Origin of the sequence: Mesorhizobium sp. WSM4311, assembly GCF_002295115.1 — a bacterium.
Taxonomy (GTDB): domain Bacteria; phylum Pseudomonadota; class Alphaproteobacteria; order Rhizobiales; family Rhizobiaceae; genus Mesorhizobium.
In genome coordinates this window covers 740,730-759,353 of record NZ_NSFV01000001.1, presented here as the reverse complement: position 1 = coordinate 759,353, position 18,624 = coordinate 740,730, and the positions used below count along the sequence as shown (strand labels likewise).

15 protein-coding genes and 1 pseudogene are annotated in these 18,624 nt (G+C 63.1%); 8 read left to right on the top strand and 8 right to left on the bottom strand.

Annotated elements, in window-relative coordinates; translation table 11 throughout:
* Positions 1 to 184: 184 nt before the first annotated feature.
* Positions 185 to 1,558, bottom strand: coding sequence for a PleD family two-component system response regulator (locus CK226_RS03715; RefSeq protein ID WP_095790083.1), 1,374 nt, complete (start codon positions 1,556 to 1,558; stop codon positions 185 to 187).
* Between the two features lie 33 nt (positions 1,559 to 1,591).
* Complete coding sequence (locus CK226_RS03710) at positions 1,592 to 1,963, bottom strand: response regulator (RefSeq protein WP_006334976.1); 372 nt, start codon at positions 1,961 to 1,963, stop codon at positions 1,592 to 1,594.
* Between the two features lie 247 nt (positions 1,964 to 2,210).
* Here CK226_RS03710 and CK226_RS03705 point away from each other — a divergent pair, with 247 nt between their 5' ends.
* Complete coding sequence (locus tag CK226_RS03705; protein WP_095790082.1) at positions 2,211 to 2,510, top strand: DUF3572 domain-containing protein; 300 nt, start codon at positions 2,211 to 2,213, stop codon at positions 2,508 to 2,510.
* Positions 2,507 to 3,160 carry a hypothetical protein gene (locus CK226_RS03700; protein WP_095791026.1) on the top strand — a complete coding sequence of 218 codons (654 nt, stop codon included), beginning with the start codon at positions 2,507 to 2,509 and terminating at the stop codon, positions 3,158 to 3,160. The genes CK226_RS03705 and CK226_RS03700 overlap by 4 nt, the downstream gene beginning before the upstream one ends.
* Positions 3,161 to 3,228: 68 nt before the next feature.
* On the opposite strand, the gene CK226_RS03695 is transcribed toward CK226_RS03700, so the two are convergent.
* Positions 3,229 to 4,809 carry a hypothetical protein gene (locus CK226_RS03695; protein ID WP_095791025.1) on the bottom strand — a complete coding sequence of 527 codons (1,581 nt, stop codon included), beginning with the start codon at positions 4,807 to 4,809 and terminating at the stop codon, positions 3,229 to 3,231.
* Between the two features lie 316 nt (positions 4,810 to 5,125).
* Positions 5,126 to 5,701 (bottom strand): GNAT family N-acetyltransferase, encoded by a 576-nt coding sequence (locus CK226_RS03690; RefSeq protein WP_095772770.1) that lies wholly within the window; start codon positions 5,699 to 5,701, stop codon positions 5,126 to 5,128.
* A gap of 66 nt (positions 5,702 to 5,767) precedes the next feature.
* Between CK226_RS03690 and CK226_RS03685 the strand changes: the two genes are divergently transcribed.
* Entirely contained in the window at positions 5,768 to 7,096 is a 1,329-nt protein-coding gene (locus CK226_RS03685; RefSeq protein ID WP_095772771.1) for a DNA polymerase IV, read from the top strand.
* Between the two features lie 42 nt (positions 7,097 to 7,138).
* Here the strand turns inward: CK226_RS03685 and CK226_RS03680 are convergent, their stop codons facing one another.
* Complete coding sequence (locus CK226_RS03680) at positions 7,139 to 7,645, bottom strand: hypothetical protein (RefSeq protein WP_095772772.1); 507 nt, start codon at positions 7,643 to 7,645, stop codon at positions 7,139 to 7,141.
* Between the two features lie 189 nt (positions 7,646 to 7,834).
* Here CK226_RS03680 and CK226_RS03675 point away from each other — a divergent pair, with 189 nt between their 5' ends.
* Complete coding sequence (locus CK226_RS03675) at positions 7,835 to 8,716, top strand: DMT family transporter (RefSeq protein WP_095772773.1); 882 nt, start codon at positions 7,835 to 7,837, stop codon at positions 8,714 to 8,716.
* Between the two features lie 28 nt (positions 8,717 to 8,744).
* Here the strand turns inward: CK226_RS03675 and CK226_RS03670 are convergent.
* From CK226_RS03670 to CK226_RS03660, 3 genes and pseudogenes are all read right to left on the bottom strand, one after another.
* A pseudogene (locus CK226_RS03670) lies at positions 8,745 to 9,526 on the bottom strand (ion channel); the annotation flags it as partial.
* Positions 9,527 to 9,578: 52 nt separating this feature from the next.
* Positions 9,579 to 13,106, bottom strand: coding sequence for a DNA polymerase III subunit alpha (gene dnaE, locus CK226_RS03665; protein WP_095791024.1), 3,528 nt, complete (start codon positions 13,104 to 13,106; stop codon positions 9,579 to 9,581).
* 260 nt (positions 13,107 to 13,366) lie between these two features.
* A complete protein-coding gene (locus CK226_RS03660) occupies positions 13,367 to 15,379 on the bottom strand; it encodes an acetyl/propionyl/methylcrotonyl-CoA carboxylase subunit alpha (protein WP_095772776.1) in 2,013 nt (670 codons plus the stop codon).
* 200 nt (positions 15,380 to 15,579) lie between these two features.
* Here CK226_RS03660 and CK226_RS03655 point away from each other — a divergent pair, with 200 nt between their 5' ends.
* The 4 genes from CK226_RS03655 (at position 15,580) to CK226_RS03640 (ending at position 18,579) form a co-directional block, all read left to right on the top strand.
* Entirely contained in the window at positions 15,580 to 16,707 is a 1,128-nt protein-coding gene (locus tag CK226_RS03655; RefSeq protein ID WP_095790078.1) for an S-(hydroxymethyl)glutathione dehydrogenase/class III alcohol dehydrogenase, read from the top strand.
* A 67-nt stretch (positions 16,708 to 16,774) separates the two neighbouring features.
* Positions 16,775 to 17,344, top strand: a complete 570-nt coding sequence (gfa, locus tag CK226_RS03650) for an S-(hydroxymethyl)glutathione synthase (RefSeq protein WP_095791023.1) — start codon at positions 16,775 to 16,777, stop codon at positions 17,342 to 17,344.
* Between the two features lie 63 nt (positions 17,345 to 17,407).
* Positions 17,408 to 17,875, top strand: a complete 468-nt coding sequence (locus CK226_RS03645; RefSeq protein ID WP_095772779.1) for a YaiI/YqxD family protein — start codon at positions 17,408 to 17,410, stop codon at positions 17,873 to 17,875.
* Positions 17,876 to 17,901: 26 nt separating this feature from the next.
* Positions 17,902 to 18,579 (top strand): DUF1345 domain-containing protein, encoded by a 678-nt coding sequence (locus tag CK226_RS03640; protein WP_095791022.1) that lies wholly within the window; start codon positions 17,902 to 17,904, stop codon positions 18,577 to 18,579.
* Positions 18,580 to 18,624 lie beyond the last annotated feature (45 nt).

Genomic DNA, 18,624 nt, shown 5'->3' with positions numbered 1-18,624 from the left:
GAGCATCATGGGGTATTTCAGGGATCGAGCCGGTTGACTACCCTCGTGCCGGCTTCGTCTTGGCCTTCACATTTGCGCAAGAGCTTATGAAAATCAACAATTTCTTAACCAAGGCTCGCGAATCGCTTGGATTAAGGTAAATAGCTAACCTTATTGGATTGACCGTGGAATCGGTCGCGGGCGCCTACGCCGCCTTGGCTACGACGCGGTTGCGGCCGCCGCTCTTGGCTTCATAGAGCGCGAGATCCGCGCGCTTCATCAGTGCCGCCACCGTGTCCACGCCCTTCAGCACCGACGACACGCCGACGCTGACGGTGACCTCGATCGTCTTGCCGTCGGCGCCAATGGCGAACGGCTTCTGGGCGATTTCGGCGCGGATGCGTTCGGCCACTTTCTCTGCCACGGCGCCATCGGTGTCCGGCATCACCACGACGAACTCCTCGCCGCCGAACCGGCAGGCAAGGTCGATACCCCTGACATTCTTGCGCAGCCGCCGCGCGAATTCCCGCAGCACCTCGTCGCCGCCATCATGGCCATACGCATCATTGATCGACTTGAAACGGTCGAGATCGGTGATCATCACCGACAGCGGCCGGCGCCGCGCCACGGCGCGGTCGAACAGCGTCTGCAGATGGCTGTCGAGATAGCGGCGGTTGTGCAGCCCGGTCAGACCGTCGGTCACCGCCATCTCGATGGTCTGGGTGACACTGGCGCGCAATTGGTCGTTGTAGCGCTTGCGGCGCACCTGGGTGCGCAGCCGCGCCGTCAGCTCCTGCTGGTCGATCGGCCGCATCAGATAGTCGTTGATGCCGAGCTCGAGGCCGCGGATGATACGCTCCTCCTCGCCCTCCTCGGCCAAAAGGATGATCGGCACGAAACGGGTGCGGTCGAGCGAGCGCAATTGCGAGCAGAGCCGCAACGGATCGAAATCGGCGAAGGCCGTCGAGATCATCACGCATTCATAGGACGTCTCGGCGGCTTGAAAGAACCCGGCATGCGGGTCGCCGATGACATCGAGATCGGCGCGGTCGCGCAGCATTTTCTGGATGCGCTCGACCGACGATTTGCGCTCGTCGATCAACAGCACCTTCGGCGTCGTGTCCTCGGACGCGAAATTGCGGCTGAGCAGCTCCTCGATGCCGATGTTGCGCGTCGTCGAGGCACGCAGCCTGAGCTCGTCGGTGAGAGACTTCAACCGGACCAGGCTCTTGACGCGCGTCATCAGTTGCAGATCGTTGACTGGCTTGGTCAGGAAATCGTCGGCGCCGGCCTCGAGCCCGCGCACGCGGTCGGAAACCTGGTCGAGCGCGGTGATCATCACCACCGGGATGTGCGACGTCGCGGGGTCGCTCTTCAGCCGGCGGCAGACCTCGAACCCGTCCATGTCGGGCATCATCACGTCGAGCAGCACGACATCGACCTTGCCGTTCTCGCAGGTCTCGATGGCGTCAGGCCCGTTGGTGGCGGTCAGCACCTCGAAATATTCGGCCAGCAGCCGGACCTCCAGCAGCCTCACATTGGCAGGGATGTCGTCGACGACGAGGATCCGCGCGGTCATTTCACAAGGCTCCGGCTCGGCTGGAAAGGGACATCAGGCATCGCCCAGGTAAGATTTGATGGTTTCGATGAAACGCGGCACCGAGATCGGCTTCGAAATATAGGCCTCGCAGCCGCCCTGGCGGATGCGCTCCTCGTCGCCTTTCATGGCGAAGGCGGTCACGGCGATGACCGGGATGACGTGCAGATCGTCATCTTCCTTCAGCCATTTGGTCACTTCCAGCCCCGACACTTCGGGCAGCTGGATGTCCATCAGGATGAGATCCGGCCTGTGCTGACGTGCCAGGTCGAGCGCCTCCAGACCATTGCGGGTGCGCACTGTCTCGTAACCGCTCGCTTCGATGAGGTCCCGAAAGAGCTTCATGTTGAGCTCATTGTCCTCGACGATCATGACCTTCTTAGGCATCGACATCCCGTCCCGGCCGTCCTTCCGCTCGAAGGTGGCCGTCATGCGCTCCCGGTTGAACGCACCAAACCCTGCTTCACTATACGGCAATATAATTGACGAAACGGAAACCTCCGGGCTGCAAAGCAGCGCGAATTCCACCTCGCCTCGCTGCGCGTCCAAACGGCGCGCGGCGCTGTAAAGGCTTGCCGCAAGCAACTCTTGCCATTACTGCGGAAGAGACTCATTCCACGTACCGAAGGTAGTGATGGCAAACGCGGCGTCAATGCGCGAAGAGGCGGAAACCATTGCCGTGAAGGCGTTGGGCTTCGTCGCCTCTGATCCGGAGCTGTTGCCGCGCTTTCTGGCGATCACCGGAATAGAGGCGCATTCGATCCGCAAGGCCGCAGGCGAGCCCGGCTTTTTGGCCGGCGTGCTGCAGTTCATGCTTGCCCATGAGCCGACCCTGATGCGCTTTGCCGAGGAAACCGGCACGCCGCCGGCCGCCGTCGGCAAGGCGTTGCGCGCACTGCCGCTCGGCGACGACAACCATGAGCGGTCCATATGAGCGATGATCCCGAGACCGCGCGCCAGATCGAGGAACTGTCAGCGGACGACCGGCCGCTGCTGGTGCTCGACGTCGACGATGTCGTGCTCGAATTCATCCGCCCCTTCCCGCATTTCTTGAAGTCGCGCGGCTATGGGCTGACGCTGGCGTCCTTCCGGCTGACCGGCAACATTGCCGAAACGGCCAGCGGCCGGCTGATCGAACAGCCGGAAGTCACGGCACTTCTGGGTGATTTCTTTGACGCGCAGGCCGATTGGCAAAGCATAACCGACGGCGCCGCGGAATCCTTGGCAAGGCTTGGCGACCGCGCGGAAATCATAATGCTCACGGCCATGCCGCACCGGCATCGTGCCGTGCGCCGCGCGCATCTCGATGCCTTGGGTCTGAACTATCCGCTGCTGACCACCGAAATGGCCAAGGGACCGGCAGTGGCCAGGCTGCGCGGCAAGAGCGGCCGGCCGGTGGCCTTCGTCGACGATCAGCCGCACAATCTGGCGTCGGTGCGGGAATCGGTCACCGACGCCAATCTTTTCCACCTGATGGCGGACAATTCGCTGCGTGCGTTCCTGCCGCCCGTCCCGGACGATGTCATCGTCGTCCAGGACTGGCACGAAGCCGCGCCGAAGATCGTCAGCGCGCTGGGGCTCTAAAACGTTACACGCAATTCCCAAGGGAAAAACGCTGTGCGTTTTTCCTGGAATTGCTGGAAAGCCCAACCTCAAGGATTCAGCTTCGCGCCGGCCCCACCATTATCGCTGTCGCCACCATTGTCGCTACCGCCACCATTGGCGCCATCGCCATTGTCGCCGCCGCTGCTGTCGTCCGCGCCGTCACCGTCGTCGACGCTGTCGTCCACCGCCGGATCGGCGGGCTTCAGCATGACGCCGTTGACGGTGACCGAGCCGTCGGCCTTGGTGCTGACGGCCCATTCCAGCCGACCGTCCGGCAGCGTCTTGGCAAAGCCCTTGACCATGAGAGCGACGGGCACATACTGCCCGACCTCCGGTTCCGCCTTTGCCGCTTCCTGCAGATGCGCCATGATCTTGTCGAAGCCGGCGACATCGACGGTGAGATTTGCGTCGGGTTTCTGGCCGAAGCTCGTCATCTCACCTTCCAGCGCGATCTCCATGTCCTTGTTCTTCACAACGCTGTGGCCAATGACGACCTTCGGCGCCTTGGCCAGGAAGTCGGTCTTGAGCTGGTCGCCGAACTCGGCCGACAGCGGCGGATCCTGATTGAGATCAAAGGCTTCGATCGCCTTCTTCGCCATGGTGTCGAGATCGATATTGGCACCGCCGAAGTTCAGGTCGATATCGGTGGGCAGCAACGCCACGCTCCAGCTCGGCAAAAGCTGCTGCGGCACGGTCAGGCCCGACGCCTTGATGCCGTAGGTGACCTTGCCGCTCTGGGAAACGCCATCGCTGCCGAACGCGGTGCTGAGCTGGGTCGCGCCGAAAGTGCCTATCGGGCTGTCGACCGCGAAATCCTTGAATCCATAGGTGCCGTCGATGCGCTCCCACACCGGAAGCGCGGCGCGCAGCAGCGACTTGAGCTGCGCCTGGTTTGCCTTCAGCGTCTTCTCGTCCTCATTGGCCACGGCAAATGCCAAGAGGTCGAGCAGCGGCCTCGTCTGCACGCCCTTGCCGCTGGCTTCCACCGACAATTCTGGCGACTTGATGGTGACCGGGAAATTCAGCCCGTTCTCGGGATCGTCCAGTTTGATCGCCTCGGCGAAATTCGAAATTTTTTGCGACATCGTGAAATCGACGCCGCCATTGGCGGCCTTGGTGGCGGCGATCGTCGCGGTGCCGGCGCCAGTGCTGGCCTCCATCTGCTGCTTGGCATCCTTCGATGCCATCGTCATGCCGGCCAACGAGCTGGTGCCGCTGATGAATGCCGCCAGACTGGGATCATAGATGCCGGAACCCTTGCCGTCCTTGATCGAAAACTGCGTGCTCTGCAGCCCCTCGGGCCCGTTGAACTCGAAGGATCCGCTCTGCGAAAAATCCATCGAGACATCCCAGGTCCCGTCGCTACGCGGCTTCACCAGCACGGCGTAGGGCGCGAAGTCGAGTTTCACCTTTCCCTGTGCGGGAACCGTCGCGGCAAGCGCCTTGAGATCGAACGCGACCTTGTAGGCGTCGCCTTCGACCGAAACCTTCAGAATGCCCTTGTCGAGCGCCTGTTTGCCGACATAGCGGGACAGGTCATCGGACAATTGCTTGGCACCCTTGCTGTCGACGGTCTGGCCGAAGGCGGGCGCGCTGAAGAGAAGCGCGGCAAAGGCAATTGGCAACATACGGTTCACGGGAAGTCTCCGTTGATCGAAAAGGCAAAAATCGTTTCGTGCTTCTGGTAGGGAAATACCATCACAACTGCAAGATGATGACAGTCAGGCTGTCAGCCAAAAGCAGGAGCCGGCTATCAGCGCTGTGAAGCTATACCCTCAGGGGCTCTGTTTCGCGCCTGCATCGCCGCCATCGTCTTGGCTGCCGTCGCCATGAAAGCGAAAGGCAGGGCACGTTTCACAAAAATTCTCCGTTTCTTCATGCGGGTATGAAGTTACCGCCACAACTGCAAGATGAAATCAACAACGCCCGCCGACAAAAACGAGATCAAAGCACCAGCCGCATCAGCGGCCGGCCCGCCTTGCGTTCCACCAGCCTCTCGAACCCGGCTTTCTCGAACACCCCCGACGAGCCGACGAACAGGCCGATCGAGCGCGAATCGCGCGACAGGTCGATCGGGCAGGCCTCGACAAGCCGTGCGCCGTTGCCGCGGGCGAAATCGATGCCGCCTTCGACGAGGCGGTGCGTGATGCCCCGGCCCCGCGCCTTGGCGCGGACGAAGAAGCAGGAGATCGCCCAGACGGCCGGATCGGAAGCGTCGGCGGGATCGATCGGCGCCGAGCCCCTGCCCTTGTTGTTCCATTCAGGCACGTCGGCGCGCGGCCCGATCTGCATCCAGCCGACCGCCTTGCCGTCCTCGAAGGCCAGCAGGCCGGGGGGCGGGCCGGCCTCGATGCGCGCCTTGATATGGTCCTTGTTGCGTTCGCGGCTGCTCTCGCGCCGCGCCGCCGGCGCCAGCCGGAAATGCGTGCACCAGCAGCCGTAGCAGGCGCCCTGCTTGCCGAAAAGGTCCTCGAAATCAGGCCACAGCTCGGGCGCCAGCGGTACTACGGTCGTGCTCATATGGTTCTCCCCAGGCCAAGCTTGTCGCTGGCCCTGCACTGTCGTACCATTGCCTCTGTTCTCTTTATGTTCGCAGTGATGGCGGCCCCTGTCAACAATCCCGATCACGGTTTTTGCCGTGACTGCCTGACGTTTCAGCGCGGTGAATCGCGCCGCTGCCAGCGCTGCGGCAGCCCTCGCCTTGCCCGTCATCGCGAGCTTTACCGGCTGCATCTGGCCCATATCGATTGCGACGCCTTCTACGCGGCGATCGAAAAGCGCGACAACCCGGCGCTCAAGGACAAGCCGCTGATCATCGGCGGCGGCAAGCGCGGGGTCGTCTCCACCGCTTGCTACATCGCCCGCATCCGGGGCGTGCGCTCCGCCATGCCGATGTTCAAGGCGCTCGAGGCCTGCCCCGAGGCGGTCGTGATCCCGCCCAACATGGAAAAGTACGTACGTGTCGGCCGCGAGGTGCGTGCCATGATGCAGGCGCTGACGCCGCTGGTCGAGCCGCTGTCGATCGACGAGGCGTTTCTCGACCTCGCCGGCACCGAACGGCTGCACGGTCTGCCGCCGGCCGTGGTTCTGGCGCGCTTCGCGCTGGCCGTCGAGAAAGAGATCGGCATCACCGTTTCCGCGGGCCTCTCCTACTGCAAGTTCCTCGCCAAGATCGCGTCGGACTTCCGCAAGCCGCGCGGCTTTTCGGTCATCGGCGAGGCCGAGGCGGTCGGCTTCCTGGCGACGCAGCCGGTGACCATGATCTGGGGCGTCGGCAAGGCGTTCAACGCCACGCTGGAACGCGACGGCATCCGCACCATCGGCCAGCTTCAGACGATGGAGCGTGGCGACCTGATGCGCCGCTACGGCGTGATGGGCGACCGGCTCTACCGGCTTTCGCGCGGCGAGGACGTTCGCCGCGTCGACCCCGACCAGGACGCCAAGAGCGTGTCGGCCGAAACCACCTTCGACACCGACATCGCGTCGCTGGACGAGTTGGTCGCGGTGCTGAGAGGGCTCTCGGAAAAGGTCTCGGCGCGGCTGAAAAAGTCAGGCATTGCCGGACGCACCGTGGTGCTGAAGCTGAAGACCCAGGATTTCAAACTGCGCACGCGCAACCGCCAGCTCGGCGACCCGACGCGGCTCGCGGACCGTATCTTCCAGACCGGGGTGGAGCTTCTTCGCAGGGAAACGGACGGCACGAAATTTCGATTGCTCGGCATCGGCGTCAGCGACCTCTCCGACGACGACAAGGCCGACCCGCCGGATCTGGTCGACGTCAAGTCGCGCAAACGCGCCATGGCCGAAGGCGCGATCGATGCGCTGCGCGACAAATTCGGCCGCAAGGCGGTGGAGACCGGCTATACGTTCGGCAGGGGTCGCGATGCCCATCCGCCGGAGCCGCTGGAAGACTGAGCCTGGATACCAGATGTGTCGAGATTCAGTCGGATCCTGCCGTCAGACGCGCGTCAGATCGATCCGGCTCATCACCACGTTCTTGCCGGTTTTCGGATCGGTATCGGTGACCGTGAGCCGGATGCCGTTCTCGCCTCGCTTCTCGACCGTCATCCGCGCCTTGCGATCGCCATTGACCTCCTGGGCCCAGCGGATGCCAAGATTGATCGCGTCGCCCGAACGGCTGCCGTTCAGCTGTGCCGGCCCGGTGCGCGACCCGACATAGACGCCGCTGTATTTCGCACCCGTCACCTTCAACTTGGCACTGATGGCCCGCGTCACCAAAACGAGACCGCGGCAATTGCCATCCAGCGAGAGCGAGGTCGAGGTCGCGTTCGACTTGAAGCTGCAGGAAACACTGACGTTCGGCACATCGGTGGTCAACTGGACAGTGCCCTTGCCGGCAAAACTGCCCTTGAACGACTGGAGAAACTTGGTCTCGTCGGCATGTGCCGTGCCTGCCGCGACCAGGAGACAGCCGGCAAGCGCAAATTGCGCGAATGGTCTCATCGAAATTCTCCCTGTCGACGCTGAAAGACGTCCTGCGAAGCTCGGCTGAATACCGGGACTCAACGCCCACTGCCCTATCGGGTTCCGCTCGCGACATGACCGTTTTGCACATCACGCCACTGCAACTGGCCCAGAAGAATGGAGTGACTAGCAATTGCGGCAAAAGCCCCAGCCTGCGAGATAGCTGCCATGGCACCCACCCCCTCGATCCCCAAGGCCGCGTTCTGGATGGCGCTGTCGATCAGCTCTTTCCTGGCTATGTCGGTCGCCGGCCGCGCCACGACGGCCGAACTCAACGTCTTCCAGGTGCTGGAACTGCGCTCGGTGATCGGCTTCTTCATCCTCTTGCCGCTGGTGCTGGCGAGCGGCGGCTTCGCGGCAATGCGCACGCAGCGTCCCCTCGCCCATCTCGCCCGCAACGTCGTCCACTATAGCGGCCAGGCGGCATGGCTCTACGCCTTGACGCTGATCCCGCTGGCTGTGCTGATCTCGATCGAATTCACCACGCCGATCTGGACGGCGATCCTGGCGGTGACTTTTCTCGGCGAAAGGCTGAGCCGGCCGAAACTGGCGGCAGTCGTGCTCGGCCTGATCGGCGTGGTGGTCATCGTCCGTCCAGGCGTCGACGCGGTCGATCCCGGACATCTGGTCGTGCTGGGCGCCGCGGTCTGTTTCGGCATATCGCTGGTGCTGGTGAAATCGCTGACGCGCACCGACAGCGTCGTGCGCATCATTTTCTGGATGCTGATCATCCAGTCGGCGCTCGGCCTCATCCCCGCGCTCTACGTGTGGCGCACCCCATCGCTTGAACTCTGGCCCTGGATCCTGCTGATCGCCTTCACCGGCATGTCGTCACATTTCTGCATGGCCCGCGCGCTTACCTATGCCGATGCCACCGTCATTTCGCCGATGGATTTCCTGCGGGTGCCCTTGTCGGCGCTGGTCGGCTGGCTGCTCTATCACGAGCAGATCGACGCTTTCACCGCTGGTGGCGCGCTGCTGATCCTGATGGGCAATCTGCTCAATCTGCAGCGCAAACCGGTACAGCCGGCTGAAGTGGCGGCATCGTAGCGTTCAGCCCGTCAGTCGCCTTCGTTCGGATGTTGAGGACTTGCCCGCAGGCCTTGCAGTGCACGGCATCCGGTTCATGCCGCTGCAGCCCGCATTGCGGACAGGGAAAGAACACCTTGGCCGGCCGGAACATCGCCTGCGCCAGCCTGACAAACAGCGATATGCCGATGATCATGGTGACGATCGCCGTCAGCTTGCCGGCCATTCCCGGCAGCACGATGTCGCCGAAGCCGGTCGTCGTCACAGTGGCGACGGTGAAATAAAGCGCGTCGATGTAGTTTTCCAGGCCGGCTCCATTACGGAAGAAGAAGGTGTAGACGAAGCCGGTGATGACGAACAGAAACGTCAGGAGGTTGATGACCGCATGGCTTGCCTCGCGCCAGGGCCTGAGCCCACGCATCTCGAAATGCCGCCAGATCGAACCGCTGCGCGACAGCGACCACAGCCGCAGGATGCGCAGAAAACCGAGATTGGCGAGCGCCGTCGGCATCAGCAGCGTCAACAGGATGAAGACATCCACCCAGGAAGTCGGCTGCTTCATCAGGCGCAGCATGTCGTTTGAGGCCAGCAGCCGGGCGATCAGATCGGCGCCGACGAGCGCGGCCACCGCATAATCCAGCCATAGGAACGAGGCCGATTGCTGGATGACGGGTGTCGCGATGAAGAAGGCGACAATGGCCAGATCGATGACGATTGCCGCAGCGTGAAACCGGAAGGCGGCGGGCGCCCATGATAGAGCCTGCGCAGCGTGTTGCGCAGCCGCGCCATGGCGGAACGATCCTGTGATGCTCGCTTGTCCGCGGCCTTCATGCCGATCGCGATGACATGGGCGGCATGTGCCGACGCCTGCCAAGGCCGCGGATCACACCAACTCCACTTCGACCACACCGGGCACGGCGCGCATTGCCGAGGCGATCTGCGGCGAAACGCGGTAGCCGCCCTGCAAGGCGATCTCGACCTCGCCCTGGGCCTCTTCCTTGATCACGATGATGCTCACCTGGCTTTCACCGCGCTGGGTGAGCTGGGATTGGATTATCGAGGCGGGTCCATCGTTCCTGACGAATATGCGCAGCGCCTTCTGAATGCGGCTTGCCTCCTCCTCCAGCGATTGCACGGAGTTGATGCGCAAATTGACGCCCTCGGGCCGGTCCTCGGCCGCGACGGTGATGACGACGGAGCGGCCAGCTTCGAGCAGGTCACGGTACTGCGCCAACGCTTCGGAAAACAGCACGGCCTCGTACTGGCCGGAAGTATCGGAAAAGGCCACGACGCCCATCTTGTTGCCGGTGCGCGTCTTGCGCTCCTGTTTGCTGGTCACCGTGCCTGCCAGGCGGCCGGCGGAAGCGCCGCGTTTGACGGCGGCCGAGAACTCCGCCCAGTTCTGCACCCGCATCTTCTGCAAAGCCGCCTTGTATTCGTCGAGCGGATGGGCCGAGAGATAGAAGCCGACGACCTGGAATTCGCGGTGCAGCCGGTCGGCCGCGAGCCATGGGTCCGTCGCCGGCAGGTTCAGCGCCTGCGACTGTGCGCCGAGCGAGGCGCCGAAAATATCGGCCTGGCCGGAAACGGCGTTCTGCTGGGCAAGTGACGCCAATCCCATCATCCGTTCGACGCCAGCCATCATCTGGGCGCGGTCATGGCCGAAGCAGTCGAGCGCGCCGGCCATGATCAGGCTTTCGAAGACGCGCTTGCCGACGATCTTGGGATCGACCCGCTCGCAGAAATCGGCGAGATTCTTGAACGGCTTTTCGCCGCGCACGGCAACGATGTGCTCGACCGCCGCGTCGCCGACGCCCTTGAGCGCCGCCATCGAGTAATAGATGCGGTTCTCGCCGACCTCGAAAGGCCGGAAACTCGTCATCACCGACGGCGCCAGAACCTCGATGCCGAGGCGCAGTGCGTCCTGGCGGAAGTCGGCAAGCTTGTCGGTATTGCCCATGTCGAGCGTCATCGATGCGGCCAGGAACTCAACCGGATAATGCGCCTTGAGATAGGCGGTCTGGTACGAGACCACGGCGTAGGCGGCGGCGTGCGACTTGTTGAAACCGTAGTCGGCGAACTTGGCCAGCAGGTCGAAAATAAAGTCGGCTTGCGGCTTGCTGACACCGCGCTCGACCGCACCCGAGACAAAGCGCTCGCGCTGCTTGTCCATCTCGGCGCGGATCTTCTTGCCCATGGCGCGCCGCAGAAGGTCGGCCTCGCCGAGCGAATAGCCGGACAGCTCCTGCGCGATCTGCATCACCTGTTCCTGGTAGACGATGACGCCTTGCGTCTCCTTCACCAGATGGTCGATCTTCGGATGGATCGAGGCCATCTCCTCCTCGCCATGCTTTCTGGCATTGTAGGTCGGGATGTTCTCCATCGGGCCAGGCCGGTATAGGGCAACGAGCGCGATGATGTCCTCGATGCAGTCGGGCCGCATGCCGATCAGCGCCTTGCGCATGCCGGCACTTTCCACCTGGAACACGCCGACCACCTCGCCGCGCGACAGCATGGCGTAGGTCTCGGGGTCGTCGAGCGGGATCGTCGCCAGATCGATGTCGATGCCGCGCCGGCGGATCAGCTTCACCGCCGTCTCCAGCACGGTCAGCGTCTTCAGGCCGAGGAAGTCGAACTTCACCAACCCGGCCTGCTCGACATATTTCATGTTGAACTGGGTGACCGGCATGTCCGAGCGCGGATCGCGGTACATCGGCACCAGTTCCGACAAAGGCCGGTCGCCGATGACGATGCCGGCGGCGTGTGTGGAAGCGTGGCGGTAAAGGCCTTCCAGCTTCTGCGCCATGTCGAGCAGCGTCTGGACGATCGGCTCCTTCTCGGCCTCTTCGGCAAAGCGCGGCTCGTTGGCGATGGCATCCGCGAGCTTGACCGGATTGGCCGGGTTCTGCGGCACCATCTTGGACAACTTGTCGACCTGGCCATAAGGCATCTGCAGCACACGGCCGACGTCGCGCAGCACGGCGCGCGCCTGCAGCGTACCGAAAGTGATGATCTGGCCGACCTGGTCGCGGCCGTATTTCTGCTGGACGTAGCGGATCACCTCTTCGCGGCGATCCTGGCAGAAGTCGATGTCGAAGTCGGGCATCGACACGCGGTCGGGATTGAGGAAGCGCTCGAATAGCAGGGAGAAGCGCAGCGGATCGATATCGGTGATGGTCGTCGAATAGGCGACCAGCGATCCGGCGCCCGAACCACGGCCCGGTCCGACTGGAATGCCTTGCGCCTTGGCCCATTTGATGAAGTCGGCAACGATCAGGAAGTAGCCCGGAAATTTCATCTTCTCGATGATGCCGAGCTCGAACTCGAGCCGTTCGCGATATTGCTCGACCGTGTAGCCCGGCGTCGGCCCGTGCAGCGCAAGCCGCGCGTCGAGCCCCTCGCGCGCCTGGCGCGCCAGCTCCGCGGCCTCGGCCTTTTCGGCCGCGTCCTTGTCGGACCCATCGCCGCCGGTGAAGCGCGGCAGGATCGGGCTGCGGGTTTTTGGATAGTAGGAACAGCGCTGCGCGATCTCGACCGTGTTGTCGATCGCTTCCGGCAGGTCGGCGAACAATTGCGCCATTTCGGCCTGGCTGCGCAGGAAATTGTCCGGCGACAGCCGGCGGCGGGTGTCGACGGCGACGACGGAGCCTTCGGCAATGGCAATCAGCGCGTCATGCGCTTCATAATCGTCGCGCGACGAGAAGAAGGCTTCGTTGGTGGCGACAAGCGGTAGTTCGTGCGCGTAGGCGAGATCGATCGTCTGATGTTCGATGACCCGGTCGTAGCCCGCGACCCGGTCCAATTCGACATAGAGCCGGTCGCCGAACATCGCCTTGAGCGTCAAAAGCCGCGCCTCGGCCAGATCGCGGCGATCCTCCTTCAAGGCGTTGCCGATTGGGCCGCGCGGCCCACCGCTGAGGCAGATCAGCCCATCGGCTTTTCCCTCCAGCATCTCAGTCGTCAGATGCACCGCTTCGCCGGGCGGCGTTTCCAGGTAGACGCGGCTGACCAGCCTGACCAGGTTGGAATAGCCGGCTTCGGTCGCGGCGAGCAGAACGACCGGCCGCATCTCCGGGCCTTGACGTCGGCGGTCGCGCTGGCCGTCGCTGTTCTCACCGGAAAAGGCGAGCGCGATCTGGCAGCCGATGATCGGCTGGATGCCGTCCTTCACCGCCTTCTGCGCGAATTCGAGCGCGCCGAACAGATTGTTGGTGTCGGTGACGGCGATCGCCGGCGCCTCGTCCTTCACGGCATGGCCGACGATCTTGCCGAGCTGGAGCGCGCCCTCGAGCAGCGAATAGGCCGAATGCACGCGCAGATGCACGAACGGCCGCGCCGGCACCTCCGGCCGCGCGGCCGCAATGGCGGCTTCGCGCTTCAAGGGATCGCGTGGAAGTCTGTCATCCGCCATGGTTTCTCGCGCACTCGAAGGCTCTGAGTCGATGGAGATGTATTGTCCGGGACCGGGCGATACCAGTCCAGCACAAACGACCGCTGATCACAGGCTTGCCGCCGGCACGCGCCTCACCTCGGAGATTGTTTCGAAATTCGCTCCGGCGAGTCATGGAGGTGGTTTCGAGAACTGGAGCGCGGCGTACTTTTGGGTACGCGAGCACCGGAAGCGCAGAAAACGCCTTCAGATGGCCGCCGGAGTAGAATTCCAAACAATCTCTAGGCGAATTCCATGATCACTGCGTCCACAGCGAGACTGTCGCCGGGCTTGGCGTTGAGTTTCGACACGATGAGATCGCGCTCGGCGCGCAGCACGTTTTCCATCTTCATCGCCTCGACCACGGCCAAGGTCTCGCCGGCCTTGACCTCCTGGCCCTCGGTGACAGCGATCGACACGACGAGGCCGGGCATAGGGCAGAGCAGCAGTTTCGACGTGTCCGGCGCCACCTTCTCCGGCATCAGCCGTTCCAGCTCGGCGATGCGCGGCAGCATGGCGCGCGCGGTCACCGACATGCCTTTCCAGGCGATGCGAAGACCGTTGGCGACAGGCCGGATCTGGGCGACAACGGAGCGCTTGCCGACCGTGCCGCGCCAGATCAGGTCGCCCGGCCGCCAGTCGGATGAAACGGTCAGCGCCTTGCCGCCGTCGATCGACAGGTCGATCTCCATCGGAATGGAGATCATGCCTTCGAGGATGGACGCCTGGAGATATTCGCCGCCGAGCTTCACCACCCAATCGCGCTTGAGTACGCCCGAATGCGGCGCCAGCCGCCCACCCAGCCGGTCGAGCCGGTCGCGTCGCAGCAGTTCCACCGCGGTCACGATGGAGGCCAGCACCGCCTTTTCTTCGCTGTTCGGCACGATGGGCGCAAAACCGTCGGGATATTCCTCTGCTATGAAGCCGGTCGATATCGCCCCTTCCCGCCAGCGCGGATGCTGCATCAGCGCCGCCAGGAACGGAATGTTGTGCTCGATGCCGTCCACCACAAAACTGTCGAGCGCTTCCGACATGGCGTCGATCGCTTCGATGCGCGTCGGCGCCCAGGTGCACAATTTGGCGAGCATCGGGTCATAGAACATCGAAATCTCGGAGCCTTCGGTGACGCCGGTGTCGTTGCGGATGACGACATCGCCGAATTGCCCTTCCTCCGGCGGCCGGTAGCGCGTCAGCCGGCCGATCGACGGCAGGAAATTGCGATAGGGATCCTCTGCATAGAGCCGGCTTTCCACCGCCCAGCCATTCAGCTTGATGTCGCTTTGCTTCAAAGCGAGCTTCTCGCCGGCGGCGACCCGGATCATCTGCTCGACCAGATCGATGCCGGTGACGAGCTCCGTCACGGGGTGCTCGACTTGCAATCGTGTATTCATTTCAAGGAAATAGAAGTTCTTGTCCTTGTCGACGATGAACTCGACCGTGCCGGCGCTCTGATAGTCGACGGCCCTGGCCAGCGCCACCGACTGCTCGCCCATGGCCTTGCGCGTCTTGGCGTCGAGGAATGGCGACGGCGCCTCTTCCGCGACCTTCTGGTTGCGGCGCTGGATCGAGCATTCGCGCTCGCCGAGATAGAGCGCATTGCCATGCGCGTCGGCCAGCACCTGGATCTCGATATGGCGCGGATCGACGACGAATTTTTCGATGAACACGCGGTCGTCGCCGAACGAGCTCTTGGCCTCCGAGCGCGCCCGGTCGAAGCCGTCGCGCACTTCCGACTGGTTCCAGGCAATGCGCATGCCCTTGCCGCCGCCGCCGGCCGAGGCCTTGATCATCACGGGATAACCGATCTCGCCGGCGATCTTCTCGGCATGGTCGGCATTCTCGATGACGCCGAGCCAGCCCGGAACCGTCGAAACCTTGGCGGCATTGGCGAATTTCTTCGATTCGATCTTGTCGCCCATCGCCTTGATCGCCTTGGGCTTCGGGCCGATGAAGACGATGCCTTCCTTCTCCAGCGCTTCGCAGAAGGCGGCCCGTTCAGACAGGAAGCCATAGCCGGGATGCACGGCCTGAGCCCCGGTTTCCTTGCAGGCGGCGATGATCTTTTCAGGGACAAGATAACTTTGCGCGGCGGGCGAAGGCCCGATATGCACCGCCTCGTCGGCCATCTCGACATGCACGGCATCGCGATCGGCATCGGAATAGACCGCGACCGTGGCAATCCCCATCATGCGCGCCGTCTTGATGACGCGACAGGCGATCTCGCCACGGTTGGCGATCAGGATTTTCGTGAACATGCTGAGGTCGTTCCCCTCCGGTCGGTCGTTCCTTTTATGACCTGTGCTTGCGGGGTCAAGCCGACCATGCAAATCAGTGCCTTTCAATCGATTTGCGATTCCAATTCATCGCTGTGGCCCAGTCTCGGCGCCAGCTTCCAGTTGATCGTGTCGAAAAAACCTGAAACCTTGGAAAAAAATTCGCATTTGGAGGACGCCCTATGAAAACCCGCGCCGCTGTTGCCGTCGCCGCCGGAAAGCCGCTGGAGATCATGGAGGTCGACCTCGACGGTCCGCGCGAAGGCGAGGTGCTGGTCGAGATCAAGGCGACCGGCATCTGCCACACCGACGAGTTCACTTTGTCGGGCGCCGATCCCGAAGGCCTGTTCCCGGCCATTCTCGGCCATGAGGGCGCTGGCGTGGTGGTCGATGTCGGCAAGGGCGTCACCTCGGTCAAGAAGGGCGACCATGTCATCCCGCTCTATACGCCCGAATGCCGGCAGTGCCCGTCCTGCCTGTCGAGAAAGACCAATCTGTGCACTGCCATCCGCGCCACGCAGGGCCAGGGCCTGATGCCCGACGGCTCGTCGCGCTTTTCGATCGGCAAGGACAAGATTTTCCACTATATGGGCTGCTCGACCTTCTCGAATTTCACCGTGCTGCCCGAGATCGCGCTGGCCAAGGTCAATCCCGACGCCCCCTTCGACAAGATCTGCTACATCGGCTGCGGGGTGACCACCGGCATCGGTGCGGTCATCAACACCGCCAAGGTCGAGCAAGGCGCCACCGCCGTGGTCTTCGGCCTCGGCGGCATTGGCCTCAACGTCATCCAGGGCCTGAAGCTTGCCGGCGCCGACATGATCATCGGCGTCGACCTCAACAACGACAAGAAGGAATGGGGCGAGCGGTTCGGCATGACGCATTTCGTCAATCCGAAGGAGATCGACGGCGACATCGTCCCGCACCTCGTCAACATGACCAAGCGCGGCGCCGACCAGATCGGCGGCGCCGACTACACGTTCGACTGCACCGGCAACACCAAGGTGATGCGCCAGGCGCTGGAAGCCTCGCACCGCGGCTGGGGCAAGTCGGTCATCATCGGCGTCGCCGGCGCCGGCCAGGAAATCTCGACGCGGCCGTTCCAGTTGGTTACCGGCCGCACCTGGATGGGCACCGCCTTCGGCGGCGCGCGCGGCCGCACCGACGTGCCGCGCATCGTCGACTGGTACATGGACGGCAAGATACAGATCGATCCTATGATCACCCATTTGCTGAAGTTGGAAGACATCAACAAGGGGTTCGACCTCATGCATGAGGGCAAGTCGATCCGCAGCGTCGTCGTTTACTGAAGCAAGCCACACGCCGCCGACCGACCGGCCTGCGACCTCTGTGGTTCACAACTGGGAGGAGAAAAGAATGGCGGAGAAACTGCATCCGAAAATCGACAATGGCCTGCCCAAGGAGAGCGCGAGCTTTGCCGGCGGCACGCTGGTCTGCGCTTGTACCAGCAAGCCGGTCAAGGTGAAGGTCAAGGGCCAGATCGCCCACAACCACGCCTGCGGCTGCACCAAATGCTGGAAGCCGGAAGGCGCTATATTCTCGGTGGTTGCCGTCGCCGGCACCGGGGACGTCACCGTCACCGAGAACGGCGACAAGCTGAAAGTGGTCGACCCCTTGGCGCTGATCCAGCGCCACGCCTGCACCGGCTGCGGCGTCCACATGCACGGCCCGGTCGAGCGCGACCATCCGTTCAAGGGCCTGACCTTCATCCACCCCGAGCGCTTCGTCGAGGACGGCTGGTCGCCGCCGGGTTTCACCGCCTTCGTCTCGTCGATCATCGAATCCGGCGTCGATCCAAAGCGGATGGATGGTATTCGCGCGCAGCTAAGGACAATCGGGCTCGAACCATATGACTGTCTCAACCCCGGCCTGATGGACTATATCGCCACCTGGACGGCAAAGAAGTCTGGCGCCTTGCCGGCCTGAACGCTGCAGGATTTCAGGCAGGGGCCGGACACGCTTCCGGCCCCTGTCCGTCTCGGAGAAACAATGTCCGCACCCGCCATCTACGTCGACGCCGATGCCTGCCCGGTCAAGGCCGAGGTCGAGAAAGTCGCCGAGCGCCTCGGCGTCGTCGTCACCTACGTCTCCAATGGCGGCTTGCGGCCCTCTCGCGATCCGATGATCCGCAATGTCGTGGTCTCCAAGGGCGCGGACGCCGCCGACGACTGGATCGTCGAGAACGCCAGATCCAACGATGTCGTGGTGACGGCAGACATTCCGCTTGCCGCCCGCGCGGTGGCGCTAGGCGCCCATGTGCTCGGGCCTACCGGGCGGCCGTTTACGCCCGAAACCATCGGCATGGCGGTGGCCATGCGCGACCTCAAGCAGCATCTGCGCGAGACCGGCGAGAGCAAGGGTTACAACGCCTCCTTCGCGCCACAGGACCGCTCGCGGTTCCTCGGCGAACTCGACCGCATCTTGCGGCGCGCGCTGAAATCCGCCACACCCGGCTAGAAACCGAGCGCGAGGGTGGAGACGTCATGGCCACCGAAACCCCGATCCAGGGACCAATGCAGCGCCATATGCTGTTCGCAATGTCGGCGTGTTTCGGCGCGCTCGCGCTCCTTGTGGCGTTGCTGCTGCACGCCCCGCTCGCCTACTCGATCGGCGCCAATACCTTTTTCGCCGCCTACGTCATTCTTGTCGTCAGCCAGATGCCCAAATTCACCGGCAAATATCTGAGCAAGAATGCGCGCGCCACCGACCAGCCGGTGCTGGTCATCTTCGCCGTGACGCTCGTCGTCGTTGTCGTCGCCGTTGTCTCGTTGTTCCTGCTTATCAATCAGAAGAACAGAGGCAATTCCGTCGAGCTTGGTTTCGCGCTGCTGTCGATCCCGCTTGGCTGGTTCACCATCCATGCCATGGCCGCACTTCATTATGCGCATGTCTACTGGATGGACGGCGATGCGGTGGAGGCCGAAACCAATAAGAAAATCCCGGTCGGCGGATTGCTGTTCCCGGGCGACAAACGGCCGGAAGGCTGGGATTTCCTCTATTTCTCGGCGGTCATCGGCATGACCGCGCAAACCGCGGACACCAACATATCGACCACGCATATGCGCTGTGTCGTGCTTGTTCACTCGATCCTGTCGTTTTTCTTCAACACCGTCATCGTCGCCGCGGCCGTCAATCTCGCCGTCAGCCTGGGTGCTCCGTAATAAATCCGTGATCGGGTGAAACATCGGTTTGGATCGCGACGTATC

Bases quoted from the DNA above. Each gene is read 5' to 3' on its own strand.
- dnaE (WP_095791024.1), bottom strand. From the start codon at position 13,106: ATGGCGGATGACAGACTTCCACGCGATCCCTTGAAGCGCGAAGCCGCC.
- CK226_RS03690 (WP_095772770.1), bottom strand. From the start codon at position 5,701: ATGAGCACGACCGTAGTACCGCTGGCGCCCGAGCTGTGGCCTGATTTC.
- CK226_RS03655 (WP_095790078.1), top strand. From the start codon at position 15,580: ATGAAAACCCGCGCCGCTGTTGCCGTCGCCGCCGGAAAGCCGCTGGAG.
- CK226_RS03640 (WP_095791022.1), top strand. From the start codon at position 17,902: ATGGCCACCGAAACCCCGATCCAGGGACCAATGCAGCGCCATATGCTG.
- CK226_RS03695 (WP_095791025.1), bottom strand. From the start codon at position 4,809: ATGTTGCCAATTGCCTTTGCCGCGCTTCTCTTCAGCGCGCCCGCCTTC.
- CK226_RS03645 (WP_095772779.1), top strand. From the start codon at position 17,408: ATGTCCGCACCCGCCATCTACGTCGACGCCGATGCCTGCCCGGTCAAG.
- CK226_RS03715 (WP_095790083.1), bottom strand. From the start codon at position 1,558: ATGACCGCGCGGATCCTCGTCGTCGACGACATCCCTGCCAATGTGAGG.
- CK226_RS03660 (WP_095772776.1), bottom strand. From the start codon at position 15,379: ATGTTCACGAAAATCCTGATCGCCAACCGTGGCGAGATCGCCTGTCGC.
- CK226_RS03685 (WP_095772771.1), top strand. From the start codon at position 5,768: ATGTTCGCAGTGATGGCGGCCCCTGTCAACAATCCCGATCACGGTTTT.
- CK226_RS03705 (WP_095790082.1), top strand. From the start codon at position 2,211: ATGGCAAACGCGGCGTCAATGCGCGAAGAGGCGGAAACCATTGCCGTG.
- CK226_RS03700 (WP_095791026.1), top strand. From the start codon at position 2,507: ATGAGCGATGATCCCGAGACCGCGCGCCAGATCGAGGAACTGTCAGCG.
- CK226_RS03675 (WP_095772773.1), top strand. From the start codon at position 7,835: ATGGCACCCACCCCCTCGATCCCCAAGGCCGCGTTCTGGATGGCGCTG.
- gfa (WP_095791023.1), top strand. From the start codon at position 16,775: ATGGCGGAGAAACTGCATCCGAAAATCGACAATGGCCTGCCCAAGGAG.
- CK226_RS03710 (WP_006334976.1), bottom strand. From the start codon at position 1,963: ATGCCTAAGAAGGTCATGATCGTCGAGGACAATGAGCTCAACATGAAG.
- CK226_RS03680 (WP_095772772.1), bottom strand. From the start codon at position 7,645: ATGAGACCATTCGCGCAATTTGCGCTTGCCGGCTGTCTCCTGGTCGCG.